At 64.3% G+C, this 15,779-nt stretch carries 13 protein-coding genes; 12 read left to right on the forward strand and 1 reads right to left on the reverse strand.

Translation table 11 applies throughout. The features are described from left to right. The first annotated feature begins 51 nt into the window (after positions 1 to 51). From AC07R1_RS14110 to AC07R1_RS14120, 3 genes are read left to right on the forward strand one after another with little or no spacing between them, the layout of a single operon-like run. Positions 52 to 1,077 carry an aminoglycoside phosphotransferase family protein gene (locus AC07R1_RS14110; RefSeq protein ID WP_011063823.1) on the forward strand — a complete coding sequence of 342 codons (1,026 nt, stop codon included), beginning with the start codon at positions 52 to 54 and terminating at the stop codon, positions 1,075 to 1,077. Beyond that, positions 1,074 to 1,748, forward strand: a complete 675-nt coding sequence (gene murU, locus AC07R1_RS14115; protein ID WP_065365138.1) for an N-acetylmuramate alpha-1-phosphate uridylyltransferase MurU — start codon at positions 1,074 to 1,076, stop codon at positions 1,746 to 1,748. Before AC07R1_RS14110 ends, murU begins: the two co-directional genes overlap by 4 nt. Before the next feature lies 1 nt (position 1,749). Next, complete coding sequence (locus AC07R1_RS14120) at positions 1,750 to 2,517, forward strand: TerB family tellurite resistance protein (RefSeq protein ID WP_495110623.1); 768 nt, start codon at positions 1,750 to 1,752, stop codon at positions 2,515 to 2,517. 45 nt (positions 2,518 to 2,562) lie between these two features. Here AC07R1_RS14120 and AC07R1_RS14125 read toward each other — a convergent pair whose 3' ends face one another. Next, positions 2,563 to 3,552: an alpha/beta hydrolase family protein gene (locus AC07R1_RS14125; RefSeq protein WP_065365139.1), complete on the reverse strand. Its 990-nt coding sequence runs from the start codon at positions 3,550 to 3,552 to the stop codon at positions 2,563 to 2,565. 74 nt (positions 3,553 to 3,626) lie between these two features. Between AC07R1_RS14125 and AC07R1_RS14130 the strand changes: the two genes are divergently transcribed. The 9 genes from AC07R1_RS14130 to AC07R1_RS14170 all read left to right on the forward strand — a co-directional run bounded on the left by AC07R1_RS14130 (position 3,627) and on the right by AC07R1_RS14170 (position 15,717). Next, positions 3,627 to 6,026: a PAS domain-containing sensor histidine kinase gene (locus AC07R1_RS14130; protein ID WP_495110624.1), complete on the forward strand. Its 2,400-nt coding sequence runs from the start codon at positions 3,627 to 3,629 to the stop codon at positions 6,024 to 6,026. Positions 6,027 to 6,039: 13 nt separating this feature from the next. Continuing rightward, complete coding sequence (locus AC07R1_RS14135; protein WP_011063818.1) at positions 6,040 to 6,669, forward strand: response regulator; 630 nt, start codon at positions 6,040 to 6,042, stop codon at positions 6,667 to 6,669. 262 nt (positions 6,670 to 6,931) lie between these two features. Continuing rightward, the gene (locus tag AC07R1_RS14140; protein ID WP_015637246.1) at positions 6,932 to 8,056 is read left to right on the forward strand and encodes an ABC transporter ATP-binding protein; all 1,125 of its coding nucleotides are present in this window, start codon (positions 6,932 to 6,934) and stop codon (positions 8,054 to 8,056) included. Positions 8,057 to 8,098: 42 nt separating this feature from the next. Beyond that, the gene (locus AC07R1_RS14145) at positions 8,099 to 9,142 is read left to right on the forward strand and encodes an ABC transporter substrate-binding protein (protein WP_011063816.1); all 1,044 of its coding nucleotides are present in this window, start codon (positions 8,099 to 8,101) and stop codon (positions 9,140 to 9,142) included. A 148-nt stretch (positions 9,143 to 9,290) separates the two neighbouring features. Next, on the forward strand, positions 9,291 to 10,538 hold the full coding sequence (locus AC07R1_RS14150) for an ABC transporter permease (protein WP_011063815.1): 1,248 nt from the start codon (positions 9,291 to 9,293) through the stop codon (positions 10,536 to 10,538). Positions 10,539 to 10,551: 13 nt separating this feature from the next. Beyond that, positions 10,552 to 11,376 carry an ABC transporter permease gene (locus tag AC07R1_RS14155; protein ID WP_011063814.1) on the forward strand — a complete coding sequence of 275 codons (825 nt, stop codon included), beginning with the start codon at positions 10,552 to 10,554 and terminating at the stop codon, positions 11,374 to 11,376. Positions 11,377 to 11,478: 102 nt separating this feature from the next. Beyond that, positions 11,479 to 12,852 carry a sigma-54 interaction domain-containing protein gene (locus AC07R1_RS14160; protein WP_053160230.1) on the forward strand — a complete coding sequence of 458 codons (1,374 nt, stop codon included), beginning with the start codon at positions 11,479 to 11,481 and terminating at the stop codon, positions 12,850 to 12,852. Positions 12,853 to 13,049: 197 nt separating this feature from the next. Beyond that, positions 13,050 to 14,198, forward strand: coding sequence for an iron-containing alcohol dehydrogenase (locus AC07R1_RS14165; RefSeq protein ID WP_373940150.1), 1,149 nt, complete (start codon positions 13,050 to 13,052; stop codon positions 14,196 to 14,198). A 73-nt stretch (positions 14,199 to 14,271) separates the two neighbouring features. Then, positions 14,272 to 15,717, forward strand: coding sequence for a membrane protein (locus AC07R1_RS14170; RefSeq protein ID WP_011063811.1), 1,446 nt, complete (start codon positions 14,272 to 14,274; stop codon positions 15,715 to 15,717). Positions 15,718 to 15,779: the final 62 nt, after the last annotated feature.

Genomic DNA, 15,779 nt, shown 5'->3' on the forward strand with positions numbered 1-15,779 from the left:
GATAATAAAGCATGACCCGCTTGACGGCTAGCGCCGTCGGAGACCCTTGTAATGCCTGACCAAGATGTACGCTTGCAACACCTGAAAGTTTGGCTCGATGAGCAGTTGGCGATTGTTTATGCAGCACAGGGCTGGGGTGAAGTGCCCCCGGCAACATTGACCGCAGCCAGCAGCGACGCGAGTTTCCGTCGTTATTTCCGTTGGCAGGGCGCGGGTCGCAGCTTCGTGGTGATGGACGCTCCGCCCCCCCAGGAAAACTGCAAACCCTTCGTGGATATCGCCCGTTTACTGGCGACTTGCGGCATCAACGTGCCGAAAATTTATGCAGAAGATTTGCCTCGCGGCTTCCTGTTGCTCAATGACCTGGGCAATCAGACCTACCTGGACGTGATCAACGAACATAATGCCGACGCACTGTTCGAGGATGCATTCCAGGCTTTGCTGGCCTTCCAGCAGTTGCCGATGGACGCGCCCCTGCCCAGTTACGACGTGGCCCTGCTGCGCCGTGAACTGGAGCTGTTCCCCGAGTGGTACATCGGCCGTGAGCTGGGCATCAGCCTGAGTCCGCAGCAGCGCGAGCAATGGCAGCGTGCCAGCGACCTGCTGATCGACAGCGCCCTGGCGCAACCCAAGGTGCTGGTGCACCGCGACTATATGCCACGCAACCTGATGCACAGCGAACCGAACCCCGGCGTGCTGGACTTCCAGGATGCGGTCTACGGCCCGGTGACCTATGACGTGACCTGTCTGTTCAAGGATGCCTTCCTCAGCTGGCCGGAGTCCCGGGTACAAGGCTGGCTGAGCCAGTACTGGCACCAGGCGCGGGCGCGGGGTATCCCGGTGCAGGACGACTTTGACGAGTTTCTGCGGGCCAGCGACCTGATGGGCGTGCAGCGTCACCTCAAGGTGATCGGTATCTTCTCGCGGATTTGCCACCGCGATGGCAAACCACGCTACCTGGCCGACGTGCCGCGCTTCTTTGCTTATATAGAGGCGGTCACGTCCCGACGCCCCGAGCTTGCAGAGCTGTCGCAACTGCTGCTCAGCCTGCGCCAGCCGGCGGGAGCCCATGCATGAAGGCGATGATCCTGGCAGCCGGCAAGGGCGAGCGCATGCGCCCCCTGACCCTGACCACTCCCAAACCCTTGCTGCCTGTAGCGGGCATGCCGCTGATCGAGTACCACCTGCGGGCCCTGGCGGCGGCAGGTTTTCGCGACATCGTCATCAACCATGCCTGGCTCGGCCAGCAGATCGAGGATGCCCTCGGCGATGGTCAGCGCTGGGGCCTGAACATTCAGTATTCGGCCGAAGGCCAGCCGCTGGAAACCGGCGGCGGGATTTTCCAGGCATTGCCCTTGTTGGGGGACGCGCCGTTCCTGGTGGTCAATGGCGATATCTGGACCGACTACGATTTTGCCGCCCTGCGCCGGCCCCTGGCCGGGCTGGCTCATCTGGTGATGGTGGACAACCCGCCGCACCACCCCAGTGGTGGCGACTTCTGCCTGGTAAACGGCCAGTTGCACGACCGCCAGCCAGGCGCAGCGGCGCTCACGTTCAGCGGCATATCGGTGCTGCATCCGCGGTTATTCCAGGGTTGTGTTGCCGGTCCGTTCAAGCTGGCGCCGCTATTGCGCGAAGCCATGGCCCAAGGCCAGGTCAGTGGCGAACATATGCAGGGGCACTGGGTCGATGTCGGCACCGTCGAGCGTCTGGCCCAAGTTGAACACTTGCTGCAAGCGAGTCGCTGATATGTGGTGGCCAGGGACTCTGATCGGAGCCGGAGCTGGATTTGCAATCGCCAGTATTCCGGGGGCCATGCTCGGTGCGTTGCTGGGGCAGGCGCTGGACCGGCGCCTGCAACTGCACAGCTGGGCGCAGGTGCGTGAACGCCTGGGCGGTCGCCCGGCGTTGCGCAATGATGAATTGCTGTTCGTGCTGCTGGGGCGGCTGGCCAAGAGTGATGGCCGGGTGATGGACGGGCATATCCAGCAGGCACGCCAGGAAATGCGCTCGCTGGAGATGAACGATGCGTCCCAGCGCCGGGCAATTGCCGCATTCAACCGCGGCAAGTCGGGCAATGACCGTCTGCGCGGCTATCTGCGTCGCCTCGCGGCCCAGCCCCATGCCGCCGAAGGCGTGCTGCGGGCCTGTTGGCGCATGGTCTGGGCCGACGGCCGGGTCGGGCCGGCGGAGCGCGAACTGATCCAGCTCTGGGGCAAATGGCTGGGCTGGACCCGTGAGCAGGTGCAGGCGTTGGCGCAGGACTACGGTCCGGCGAGGAAGTCACTGGTTGAAGGCGCCCTGACTTATCAAGAGGCGCTGCGCCTGTTGGGGGTTGCAGCTACCAGCGAGCCGGCGCAGATCAAGCGGGCCTATCGGCGCCTGCTCAGCCGCCATCACCCGGACAAGATCGCCGGCAACGGCGCCAGCGAGGCACAGGTGCGTGAGGCTACGGAAAAGACCCGGGAGCTGCACAGCGCCTATACCCTGATACGCCAGCGCCGGGAATTCCGCTGAGGGTGCAGGCCGCGATTGCCGCTGCGGCAGTCGCGGCCTGTGGGCTCAGCTATCGGTGTTCTGAGGGTTCAACCAACCGCGTACCCGGCGAAACAGCTGCTCTTGCTGGGCGGTGTTGTTGCCGGGTAGGGCCTTGAGGGGAATCTGGCTGAAGTTCGAGTGCTTCAGGCGCTTGCTCGCTTGCAGTCGCTCCAGGGCGGCTTTTTGCGCCAGAGGCTTGTCGACGTAGAAGAAGTCGGCAGTGGCCAGCTTCAACGTAGGCGTGATCTCCACCAGTTGCGGTTTGCCATTGGCCGGGGACTGGGCTGCTACCATCACCAGCTTCTGTACCTGGGCCGGCTGTTTCTCGCTGAGGTAGCGTGCGGCCCAGTAGGCACCCGTACCATGACCCAGGAGCACGATACTGCGGGCGTTCTGCTGTTCGGCAAAGGCCAGGGCAGCATCGACGCGGGTGAAGATGCGCTCGGCATCCGCCTTGACCTGCTCTTCCGTGCTTTCTGCTACTACCCGGTCGGCCACGTCGGCTTCGCCGCCAGCGACCTGCTCGATCGGCTTGGCCTCGGTGCTGGCATCCTTGGCGGTGTTGGCCTTGTCCGTAGGGGCCGGTGCGGCTTCGACCACCCGTGGTTGCGCGGCCTCGCTGAGCATGTCGGGCAGGGTCAGGCTCAGGCTGGCCCACTCGGTGTCCGGCAATTTGTTGCGCAAAGGTGCAATGGCTTGCGGCCAGTCAGCGGTTTCACCCGCTCCCGGGAGGATAATCACCACGCCCTTGGGGTCGCTAGTGTTGGCCGGCTTCCACAGGGCCAGGAAGGTATCGCCGCCGGCTTGCAACTGCTGCTGTTCCAGGGCGGGCAACTGGCGCTCCAGGGCGGCGGCGTCTTCCTGGCTACGCTCAGGCAGGGGTTGGCGTTGCGCCGGTTGTTCCTCGGGAGTCTTGGTTTCTGGAGCCGGGTCGGCAGCTTGCACAGAAAAGGTCCAGGGCAGGATCAGCGACAGGCACAATGCGGGCAGTGCCGAGCGGTGGACAAGGGGCATCGGATATTCCAGGCCAGAAGTAATTCCGGCAGCCTAATGGGTTGGTCAGTATTTGTCAGGGTGTGAGACTTCAGATGATGCGTTTTCGCTGCCTTCTGCTTATCGGCTGTCTGTGCCTTCCCTTGATAGGCCGTGCGGCCCCGGCGCCCCAGGTGCCGACTGCGCCCTTGAGCCTGGAACAGCGCCAGTGGCTGGCGCAGCACCCCGAGTTGCGGGTGGGGCTGGTGTTGCAGGCGCCGTTCGCCCAGTACGACCGGCGCCTGCAGCGGCTGTCCGGGGCCAACGTCGAGTTGATGCAAGTCCTGGCCAAGGCGCTGAACATCGAGCTCAGCTGGCGCAACTTCCCTGACCAGGCACAGCTGGAGCGGGCCCTGCGCGACGGTGAGGTGGACATGGCCCCGGGCCTGACCCAGACCCCGGCCGGCCTGCGCCTGTGGCTGTTCAGCGACCCCTATATGCGCGTGCCGCAGCTGGTGGTAGGGGAGCGCAAGGGCGCAGGTGCGGTGGAGCTGGAAAAGCTCGACAGCCAGGCTCGGGTCGCCGTGCGCATGCCCAGTGCGGTGGCCGATTACCTGCGCCTGACTTACCCCAACCTCAACCTGCAAGGGGTACCGCTGGAGCGCCAGGCCCTGCAGTTGCTGCTGAGCCAGCAGGCCCGCTACGCGGTGGTGGACGAGGCTCAGCTCAGTCGCCTTTCGGGGGAGGCGGAGTTCGCCGGGCTGGCCGTGGTGGGGGATATCGGCCTGCCGCAATTGCTGCGGGTAGCCACCCGCCGCGATTGGCCGGAACTGGCGAGCATTGTCGAAGCGGCCTTGCATGCGATCCCGGCCAAGGAGCTGGAGCAGCTCCATGGCCGCTGGCTGCAGCCCAAGTACCCGCGGCTTGGCGAGTCCCCCGGGGTCTGGCAGAACCTCAGCCTGCTGTTGGTGATCCTGCTGCTGGCGAGTCTGGCGATCGTCTTCTGGCAGCGCCGCCAGCAGCGCAGCCTGGAGCAGCGCCTGCTGGCGGCGCGGGAGGACATCGCCTTGCGTGCCGCCAGCGAGGAAGCCCTGCGCCTGACCCAGTTCTCCATCGATCAGAGCACCGTGGGCATTCTCTGGGTCAATTGGGACAGCCATGTGCGCTACGCCAACCGGGCAGCCGAAGAGATGCTCGGTTACCCGGCGGGCGGGGTGATCGACCGGCCGCTGATCGATTTCGAGCCCAACCTGCATATGGATCGCTGGCTCAACCTGTGGAAGCGGGCCCGGGCCAGCGAGGAGGGCGTGCAAAGTTTCGAGACCCAGTGTGTGCGTGCCGATGGCAGCATCCTGCCGACGGACGTGTCCCTGAGCTTCCTGCGCTTTCGCGACAGCGAATACCTGGTGGTTTACCTCAATGACGTGACCGAGCGCCGTCGCGCGCTGGCGGCCCTGCGCGAAAGCGAGGCGCGTCTGCAGGGGATTGCAGCCAACGTGCCGGGCCTGGTGTTCCGCCTGGAGCGGGCGCCGGTCACCGGGCAGATCGACTTTGCCTATATCAGCGAAGGCAGCGAGACCCTGGTGGGCTACTCGCCAGCAGTGCTGGCCCACCGGGACAAGGGCCTGCGCAGCCTGGTGCACCCGGACGACAAGGCCAGCTATCACCAGACCCAGGACCAGGCCTTGGACACCGACAGCGACTGGTCCTGGCAGGGTCGCATCCTCACTCGCCAGGGCCAGCAGCGCTGGGCCGAGATCAAGGCCATCACCCGGCGCCTGGATGACGGCGCGTTTGTCTGGGACGGCATTGTCTGGGACATCAGCGAAAGCAAGCGCATCGAGCTGGAACTGGCCAGCTCCCGTGAACAGTTGCGGGAGCTGTCGGCGCACCTGGAAAGCGTGCGCGAAGAGGAAAAGGCCCGCATTGCCCGGGAAGTCCATGACGAACTGGGGCAGATGCTGACTGTGCTCAAGCTGGAAACGTCCATGTGTGAGCTGGCCTATGCCCAGCTCGACCCGGGCCTGCATGAACGCCTCAACAGCATGAAGCGCCTGATCGCCCAGCTGTTCCAGCTGGTGCGGGATGTGGCTACCGCACTGCGGCCGCCGATCCTCGATGCGGGCATCGCCTCGGCCATCGAATGGCAGGCCCGCCGGTTCGAGGCCCGCACCCAGATCCCCTGCCTGGTCCAGGTGCCGGACAACTTGCCGCGCTTGAGCGACGCCAAGGCCGTCGGCCTGTTCCGTATCCTCCAGGAGGCCCTGACCAATGTCATGCGCCATGCCCAGGCGCATACTGTGGAACTCACCCTGACCCTGGAAGCACACGAGCTGTGCATGAGCATCAGCGATGACGGCCTGGGCTTCGACACCGCTTCTGCACGTCCGACGTCCTTTGGCCTGGTAGGCATGCGCGAGCGGGTGCTGATCATGGGCGGGAGCCTGTCGCTGCACAGTGAGCGGGGCGAAGGCACCACCCTGAGTGTCCGGGTGCCCCTGGACCAAGAACAATAACGAGGAGACACGCGTGATCCGTGTACTGGTAGCCGAAGACCACACCATCGTTCGCGAAGGCATCAAGCAACTGATTGGCCTGGCCAAGGACCTGGTCGTGGTGGGCGAGGCGAGCAACGGCGAGCAGTTGCTGGAGACCCTGCGTCAGGTGCCCTGCGAAGTGGTGCTGCTGGATATCTCCATGCCCGGGGTGAACGGCCTGGAGGCCATTCCGCGGATCCGTGCCCTGAGCAATCCGCCGGCGATCCTGGTGCTGTCGATGCACGACGAGGCGCAGATGGCCGCCCGGGCGCTGAAGATCGGCGCTGCCGGCTACGCCACCAAGGACAGTGATCCGTCGCTGCTGCTGACGGCCATTCGCAAGGTGGCATCCGGCGGCCGCTATATCGACCCGGACCTGGCTGACCGCATGGTCTTCGAGGTCGGCCTGACCGATACCCGGCCCTTGCATTCGCTGCTTTCCGAGCGTGAATTCTCGGTTTTCGAGCGCCTGGCCCAGGGTGCCAATGTCAACGACATTGCCCAGCAACTGGCCCTGAGCAGCAAGACCATCAGTACCCACAAGGCGCGGCTGATGCAGAAACTCAACATCACCTCCCTGGCCGAACTGGTGAAATACGCCATGGAACACAAGCTGCTCTGACACCCTCTGCGGTGCTCTCCCGCCCCTTGGGGGAGGGCACTTATCCATTTGCGACATTCCGCGCTTTCAGGCTTTCGCCGTTTCTTGCCGCTTGCAGCCTGCCGTTTGCCTCCGCCCTTATCCAATCGCGCCATTCTTGTAGGGCAATCCCTACACGCAACCTTCCAGAGGGCTGAGGCGAATCTCTCCTGGCCCCCGATTTGCGCGCTCTGCAGGCTCCTCTAGGCTTGTTCCACAGCCGTCTAAAACAAAAGGTGCGGGTATGAGCGAGGTCGTTTCAAGTGCTGGGGCCAACGATGTTCTGGTCAGCTTTCGTGGTGTGCAGAAGAGCTACGACGGCGAGAACCTGATCGTCAAAGACCTCAACCTGGAAATTCGCAAAGGCGAGTTCCTCACCCTGCTGGGGCCGTCCGGTTCCGGCAAGACCACCAGCCTGATGATGCTGGCCGGTTTCGAAACCCCGACCGCCGGCGAGATCCAGCTGGCCGGGCGCTCGATCAACAATGTGCCGCCGCACAAGCGCGACATCGGCATGGTGTTCCAGAACTACGCGCTGTTCCCCCACATGACCGTGGCCGAGAACCTGGCCTTTCCGCTGTCGGTACGCGGCTTGAGCAAGACCGACATCAGCGAGCGGGTCAAGCGGGTGCTGAGCATGGTCCAGCTCGACGCTTTCGCCCAGCGCTACCCGGCCCAGCTGTCCGGTGGCCAGCAGCAGCGGGTGGCCCTGGCCCGGGCCCTGGTGTTCGAGCCACAGCTGGTGCTGATGGACGAACCCCTTGGTGCCCTCGACAAGCAACTGCGCGAACACATGCAGATGGAGATCAAGCACCTGCACCAGCGCCTGGGCGTGACCGTGGTCTATGTGACCCACGACCAGGGCGAAGCCCTGACCATGTCCGACCGGGTGGCGGTGTTCCACCAGGGCGAGATCCAGCAGATCGCGCCGCCGCGCACTCTCTACGAAGAGCCGAAGAACACCTTCGTCGCCAACTTCATCGGCGAGAACAACCGCCTCAACGGCCGCCTGCACAGCCACAACGGCGAGCGTTGCGTGGTGGAGCTGGGGCGTGGCGAGAAGGTCGAGGCGCTGGCGGTGAATGTCGGCCAGGTCGGCGGCCCGGTGACCTTGTCCATCCGCCCGGAGCGGGTGAGCCTCAACGGTTCCAGCGAAAGCTGCGTCAACCGCTTCTCCGGCCGGGTGGCGGAATTCATCTATCTGGGCGACCACGTCCGGGTGCGCCTGGAAGTCTGCGGCAAGAGCGACTTCTTCGTGAAACAGCCGATTGCCGAGCTCGATCCTGCGCTGGCAGTGGGTGACGTGGTGCCGCTTGGCTGGCAAGTCGAGCACGTTCGCGCGCTCGACCCGCTTCTAGAGGCGAATTGATCGCCCCCTGCAACACCAACCTGCACGTGGAGAACACAATAAATGTTGAGATCCCTGAAATTCACCGCCCTGGCACTGGGCATGATGGGTGCGGCGCACGCCATGGCGGCGGGCCCGGACCTGACCGTGGTGTCCTTTGGCGGGGCGAACAAGGCGGCCCAGGTCAAGGCCTTCTATGCCCCTTGGGAAGCGGCGGGCAAGGGCAAGATCATCGCCGGCGAATACAACGGCGAAATGGCCAAGATCAAGGCCATGGTCGACACCAAGAGCGTGTCCTGGGACCTGGTAGAAGTGGAGTCCCCGGAACTGTCCCGCGGTTGCGACGAGGACATGTTCGAGCAACTGGACCCGGCGCTGTTCGGTAACAGCGAAGACTACGTCAAGGGCGCGATCCAGCCGTGCGGCGTGGGCTTTTTCGTCTGGTCCACGGTACTGGCCTACAACGCCGACAAGCTGAAAACCGCTCCGAGCAGTTGGGCTGATTTCTGGGACGTCAAACAGTTCCCGGGCAAGCGCGGCCTGCGCAAGGGCGCCAAGTACACCCTGGAGTTCGCCCTGATGGCCGACGGCGTCGCGCCCAAGGACGTGTACAAGGTCCTGGCCGGCAAGGATGGCCAGGACCGTGCCTTCAAGAAACTCGATGAGCTCAAGCCCTACATTCAGTGGTGGGAAGCCGGCGCCCAGCCACCGCAGTACCTGGCTTCCGGCGACGTGGTCATGAGCTCGGCCTACAACGGCCGGATCGCCGCGGTGCAGAAGGAAAGCAACCTGAAAGTGGTGTGGAACGGCGGCATCTACGACTTCGACGCCTGGGCCATTCCAAAAGGCCTGGACAAGGCTCGCGCCGAAGCGGCGAAGAAGTTCATCGCCTACTCGGTGCAACCGCAGCAGCAGAAGACCTATTCGGAGAATATCGCCTACGGCCCGGCCAACACTCAGGCCGTGCCGCTGCTGGCCAAGGACATCCTCAAGGACATGCCGACCACTCCGGAAAACATCGCCAACCAGGTGCAGATCGACGTCAGCTTCTGGGCTGACAACGGTGAGCAACTGGAACAGCGCTTCAACGCCTGGGCAGCCAAGTAACCACCCCCTGCCGTTGTAGGAGCGAGCTTGCTCGCGAAGGCGTCATCAGCATCAACCTTGATGGTGAAGCACAGCCTTCGATGCGCGGCCAAGCCCGCTCCTGCCGCCTGGTGGTTTGTATTCGAAAGATCGATTCGCGGAGTTTGTCATGACCATCACCGTTCCCCTGAACGCGGTCACCGGCCCAACCCTCAAGCAGCGGCTGGCCCGTGCCGAGCGGGTCAACCGCTGGAAGGCCCAGGCGCTGATCGCGCCCCTGGTGCTGTTTCTGCTGCTGGTGTTCCTGGTACCGATCGTGGCGCTGCTGTACAAGAGCGTCGGCAACCCGGAAGTGGTCGGCGGCATGCCGCGCACTGTGGCGGCCGTGAGTGCCTGGGATGGTCGTGGGTTGCCCGCCGAAGGGGCCTACAAGGCGTTGAGCGAAGACCTGGCGGACGCCCGCAAGAATCAGACCCTGGGCGACCTGTCCAAGCGTCTGAACATGGAGTTGGCCGGCTACCGCAGCCTGCTGACCAAGACCGCTCGCGCCCTGCCGTTCAAGGCCGAGCCCGAATCCTATAAAGAAGCCATGGAAAGCCTGGATGAGCGCTGGGGCGACCCGGCCTACTGGCAGGCGATCCGCCGCAACACCAGCAGCCTGACCCCGTACTACCTGCTGGCGGCGGTGGACCATCGCATCGACGACCTGGGCGAACTGGCGCCGGCCACCCCGGACCAGTCCATCTACCTGGACATCTTCGCCCGCACCTTCTGGATGGGCCTGGTGATCACCGCCATCTGCCTGGCGCTGGCCTATCCCCTGGCTTACCTGCTGGCCAACCTGCCGGCGCGTAAAAGCAATCTGCTGATGATCCTGGTGCTGCTGCCGTTCTGGACCTCGATCCTGGTGCGAGTGGCGGCGTGGATCGTGCTGCTGCAATCGGGTGGCCTGATCAACAGCGCGCTGCTGGCCATGGGGGTGATCGACAAGCCCCTGGAACTGGTGTTCAACCGTACCGGGGTCTACATCTCCATGGTGCACATCCTGTTGCCGTTCATGATCCTGCCGATCTACAGCGTGATGAAAGGCATCTCGCCGACCTACATGCGTGCGGCGATCTCCCTGGGCTGCCATCCGTTCGCCAGCTTCTGGCGGGTGTATTTCCCGCAGACCTACGCCGGGGTCGGCGCTGGTTGCCTGCTGGTGTTCATCCTGGCGATTGGTTACTACATCACCCCGGCATTGCTGGGCAGCCCGAACGACCAGATGGTCAGCTACTTCGTCGCCTTCTATACCAACACCAGCATCAACTGGGGCATGGCCACGGCCCTGGGCGGCCTGCTGTTGCTGGCGACCATCGTGCTCTATCTGATTTACAGCTGGCTGGTGGGCGCAAGCCGCCTGCGCCTGAGCTAAGGAGAGAATCGAAATGCTGAGCCCCTACATGTCGCCCGTCGAACGGGTCTGGTTCTACAGCTTGCGGATTCTCTGCGGCTTGATCCTGTTGTTCCTGGTGTTGCCGGTGCTGGTGATCATCCCGCTGTCGTTCAACTCCGGCAGTTTCCTGGTGTACCCGCTGCAGGGCTTTTCGCTGCACTGGTACCAGGACTTCTTCGCCTCTGCCGAGTGGATGCGCGCGCTGAAGAACAGCGTCATCGTGGCGCCGGCCGCAACCTTGCTGGCCATGGTCTTCGGCACCCTGGCGGCCATCGGCCTGACCCGCGGTGATTTCCCCGGCAAGGCGCTGGTGATGGCCCTGGTGATTTCGCCGATGGTGGTACCGGTAGTGATCATCGGTGTGGCCAGCTACCTGTTCTTCGCCCCGCTGGGCATGGGCAACAGTTTCTTTTCGCTGATCATCGTGCACGCGGTGCTCGGCGTGCCTTTCGTGATCATCACCGTGTCGGCAACCCTGCAGGGCTTCAACCACAACCTGGTGCGGGCCGCGGCCAGCCTGGGCGCCTCGCCGCTGACCACATTCCGCCGGGTGACCTTGCCGTTGATCGCCCCCGGGGTCATCAGTGGCGCGCTGTTCGCCTTCGCCACCTCGTTCGATGAAGTGGTAGTGACCCTGTTCCTCGCCGGCCCGGAGCAGGCCACCCTGCCGCGGCAGATGTTCAGCGGCATCCGCGAGAACCTCAGCCCGACCATCGCCGCTGCGGCCACGTTGCTGATCGCCTTCTCGGTGATCCTGCTGCTGACCCTGGAATGGCTGCGCGGGCGCAGCGAGAAACTGCGCACGGCTCAGGCCTGAGCCCCTCGGGCGGCCTTGTACTAAGGTCTGGGCCGCCCCGTCCCCTCTGCTTGTCGTTCACCCGTAAACTGCGCGCTTCCCATGCTTACTGTGGAGTCGCGGGTGAACTTCAACGATGCCAGTTTCGAAGAGCTGCTCAATGCGCTGCATGACGGCGTCTACATCACCGATGGCCAGGGCCAGACCCTCAAGGTCAACCAGGCCTACGAGCGCCTCACCGGCCTGAACGGCGCCGAGCTGCTGGGGCGGCCGATGCAGGAGCTGGTGAAGAGCGGGGTGATTTCCCAGTCCGCTTCACTACGGGTACTGCAGGACGGTCGGCCGGTGTCGGTGATGCAGAGCCTCAGCCACGGCAAGAAGTTGCTGGTCAGTGCCACGCCGATCCTCGCCGCCGACCAGAGCATTCGCTATGTGGTCAGCACCGTGCGCGACATGACCGAGCTGCTGCGCATCAAGCGCGAGCGCGACGAGTTGCAGCAGCTCAAGCAGCTGCGCACCAGCACTGCGCGGCTGCATGCGGGCCAGCGTGACGACCTGTTGCAATCACCGCTGATGGCCGACCAGGAGGTTTCCGGGCGGGTCTTTGCCCAGGCCCGGCAAGTGGCCGACTGCGACGTGAAGGTGCTGTTGCAGGGGGAGACGGGTGTGGGTAAAACCCTAGTGGCGCAATTTATCCACAACGCCAGTGCTCGTGCCCGCGAACCGTTCCTGGCCCTCAACTGCGGGGCGCTGCCGGAGAACCTGATCGAGGCCGAGCTGTTTGGCTATGCCCCGGGTGCCTTCACCGGTGCCGGCAGCAAGGGCAAGCGCGGGCTGCTGGAACTGGCACACAACGGTACGCTGTTTCTCGACGAGATCGGCGATCTGCCCCTGGCGGTGCAGGTCAAGCTGCTCAAGGTCATCGAAGAGAACCGCTTCATTCCGGTGGGCGGCCTGGAGCTCAAGGAGGTGGATGTGCGCATCATCAGCGCCACCCATCACGACCTCAAGCAGCGGGTGGCCGAGGGCAAGTTCCGCGCCGACCTGTATTACCGCCTGAATGTGGTGCCCATCGCGATCCCGGCCCTGCGCGAGCGCAGCGAGGAAATCGGCCCCTTGCTGGAGTACTACCTGGAGCACTTCAACCAGCGCTATCAGCGTGAGGTGCAGTGGAGCCTGGAGGCCCTGGAACTGCTGGGCGAGTATGCCTGGCCGGGGAACATCCGCGAGCTGATCAACGTGGTGGAGCGCCTGGTGGTGACCTGCTCCGGCCAGGTGATAGAGGCCCTGGACCTGCCGGAGGACCTGATCGAGCAACAGGCCCGCAACACCGATGACAGCCGCCTGCCGCTGCGCAAGGTGCTGGAGAACGCCGAGCGCCAGGCGATTCGCGCGGCCCTGCAACTGCACAAGACCACCCGCCTGGCCGCCAAGGCGCTGGGGGTGAGCCAGGCCACGGTGGTGCAGAAGATGAAGCGCTGGGAACACTCTGATTAGGATTCTGATCAGAGCTGCCTGCAGCGATCAGCAATTCAATCGCGACGGCCCGGTCATTCCCCTGGATTTCCTTCCAGAGCCTTGTAGATCAAGGCTTTGCGTATCTTGGCACAGCTTTCGCTCTACAGCCTGCGAGCCCATTCGAGAGTGGCCGCCTGACGGCGCTCTTGCCACAACAATTAAACAAGGCCGAGCTGATGAGTATCTCTGCGTTCAAGATTGCCAACAAACTGATTACCGGCCAGGGCGCCATCGAACAGCTGGACGCCGAACTGGCGCGCCTGCAGATCAGCAACCCGCTGATCGTCACCGATGCGATCCTGGTCAAGTCCGGCACCGTCGATCTGGCCCTGGCCCACCTGGGCGGGCGCGCCTACCGGATCTTCGACGAGGTCCAGCCGGAGCCGGAAATCGCCATAGTCCAGGCCTGCACCCAGGCTTACCGGGCCGGTGGCCACGATGGCCTGATCGGCCTGGGCGGCGGCAGCGCCATTGATATCGCCAAGGCGGTGGCCGCGTTCGCCGGCCATGAAGGCGCGCTGGAAGAGCTGTTCGGGGTGGATCAGGTGCAGCGCAAGGGGCCGCCGCTGATTGCCATTCCTACCACTGCGGGCACCGGTTCGGAGGTGACCAACGTGGCGATCCTCTCGGACAAGGTGGCCCAGTTGAAAAAGGGCATCGTCAGCGATTACCTGCTGCCGGACGTAGCGCTGGTGAGCCCGGTGATGACCCTGACCTGCCCGCGCAGCGTTACCGCCGCCAGTGGCGTCGACGCGCTGGTGCATGCGGTGGAGTCCTACCTGTCGCTCAACGGTTCGCCGATCACCGACTCCCTGGCCCTGGGCGCGATCCGCCTGATCGTCAGGGCGCTGCCCAAGGCCTACGCCAACCCGGCCAACCTGCAGGCCCGGGAAGACATGGCCACCGCCAGCCTGATGGCCGGCATGGCCTTCGGCAATGCCGGAGTCGGTGCGGTGCATGCCCTGGCCTATCCCTTGGGCGGGCGCTTCAATATCGCCCACGGGGTGAGCAACGCGCTGCTACTGCCCTACGTCATGGCCTGGAACAAGATGGCCTGTGTCGAGCGCTTTCGCGATATCGCCCAGGCCATGGACCTGCCGATCGCCGGGCTCAGTGATGGCCAGGCCGCAGAGCAGGCGGTCCAGGCCATGGCTGCGCTGTGCGCTGCGGTGGACATCCCCGCGGGCATGCGCAGCTTCGGTGTGCCCGAGGACGCGATCCCGGCCATGGCCGTGGAAGCGGCGGGTATCCAGCGGCTGATGCGCAACAACCCGCGCCAACTGAGCCCCGGCGATATCGAGCAGATCTACCGGGCTGCCTATTGATCGATCCTTGCCCGTGCCAACTGGCGCGGGCCGCTTTACACCGCCACCAATACCAATAAGACAGGTGCAGTTGATGCCAACGCCTTCCGACACTCGGCACGAAACGCCGTACATCGCCCTTGGCCCGTTCAAGGTGCGTTTGCCCTTTATCCACTACAAATTCGAGCTGCCGGACTACCTGCAAGGCTTGCTGATGTGCGCCGTCGACCTGGCGGCCATTCCACTGATGACCGAGTTCCTCGGCATGCCCTTCGAGATGGCCCTGGCCGTGGTCATGCTCAACGGCCTGTTGTACCTGGCCCACCACCTGCTGGGCGACCCCGTGGTGCCCGGCTGGATCACCCCGGCAGTGCCGCTGCTGATGGCCTATTGCGCGCAGTTTCCCGTGGGCCCGGAGCGTGTCCACGCGCTGATTGCCTTCCAGCTGATGCTCGGGGTGTTCTCCATCGCCCTGGGGGCCACCGGCATGGCGCGCAAGGTGGTGGGCTTCGTGCCCTCGGCGATCAAGTCGGGAATCATTGTCGGCGCCGGGCTCAGTGCGGTGACCGCGGTGTTCCAGGTGGGCGGCAAGTTCGACAGCTTTCCCTGGACCATTTCCATCGCCATCGGCATTGCCTTCTACCTGATCTTTTCCCAGCATTTTGCCCAGCTCAAGCTGCGTAACCGCTTCTGGTGGAACTTCGCCAAGCTGGGCATCCTGCCGATCATCCTGCTGGCGGTGGTGCTGGCGCCGCTGTTCGGTGAAGCGCCGTGGCCGACCATCCAGTGGGGCCTGAGCAAGCCGGACTTCATCGGCCTGTGGAACAACTACACGGTGTTCGGCCTGGGCATGCCGCCGCTGTCGATGTTCATCAGCGCGCTGCCGACCATGCTCGCGGTGTACATCATCGTCTTTGGCGATGTGCTCAGCGCCAAGGTGCTGCTGGACGAGGCCGAGCAGATCCGCACCGACGAAAAGGTCGACTACGACCCGGACCGCTCGCACCTGATCTTCGGCGGGCGCAACGCGTTCATGAGCATCTTCGGTCCGGACATTGCCATGTGCGGGCCGAAATGGGCGGCGATGCTGGTGGTGGTGATCGAGCGCTTCAAGGGCGGGCCCAAGGCCATGAAGTCGATCTATGGCGGCATGGGCTCGTTCCGTTGGGGCACCAACACCGGCTTGCTGCTGTTGCCGGTAGTGACCCTGGTGCAGCCGATTCTCGGGGTCGCGCTGGCGCTGACCTTGCTGATCCAGGGCTACGTCAGCGTGCGCCTGGGCATTCTCGAGGCCCGTAGCCAGCGTGACCTGGGCATCGCAGGGGTGATCGGTGCAGTGCTGGCGATCAAGGGCGCCAGTTGGGGCTTTGCCATTGGCGTGGTGCTGTGCCTGCTGATCTACGGCAAGAACTTCTTCAAGGGCGAGAACGACCGGACTTTCAGCAAGGACCTGGGCGCCGCGGACGCAACTCCCGTCCCGGGTGCCCAGCCAGGGCCCCAGGCCAAGCCCGCCCGGGCGGTGGAAAGCGAGGTGGCATGAGCTTTCGCGGGTAACGTGAGCACTGTCGTGATGCCGATCGGGCATCGCGACAGCCCGGTTGC

It is taken from the genome of Pseudomonas sp. GW821-FHT07F01 (genome assembly GCF_059418825.1).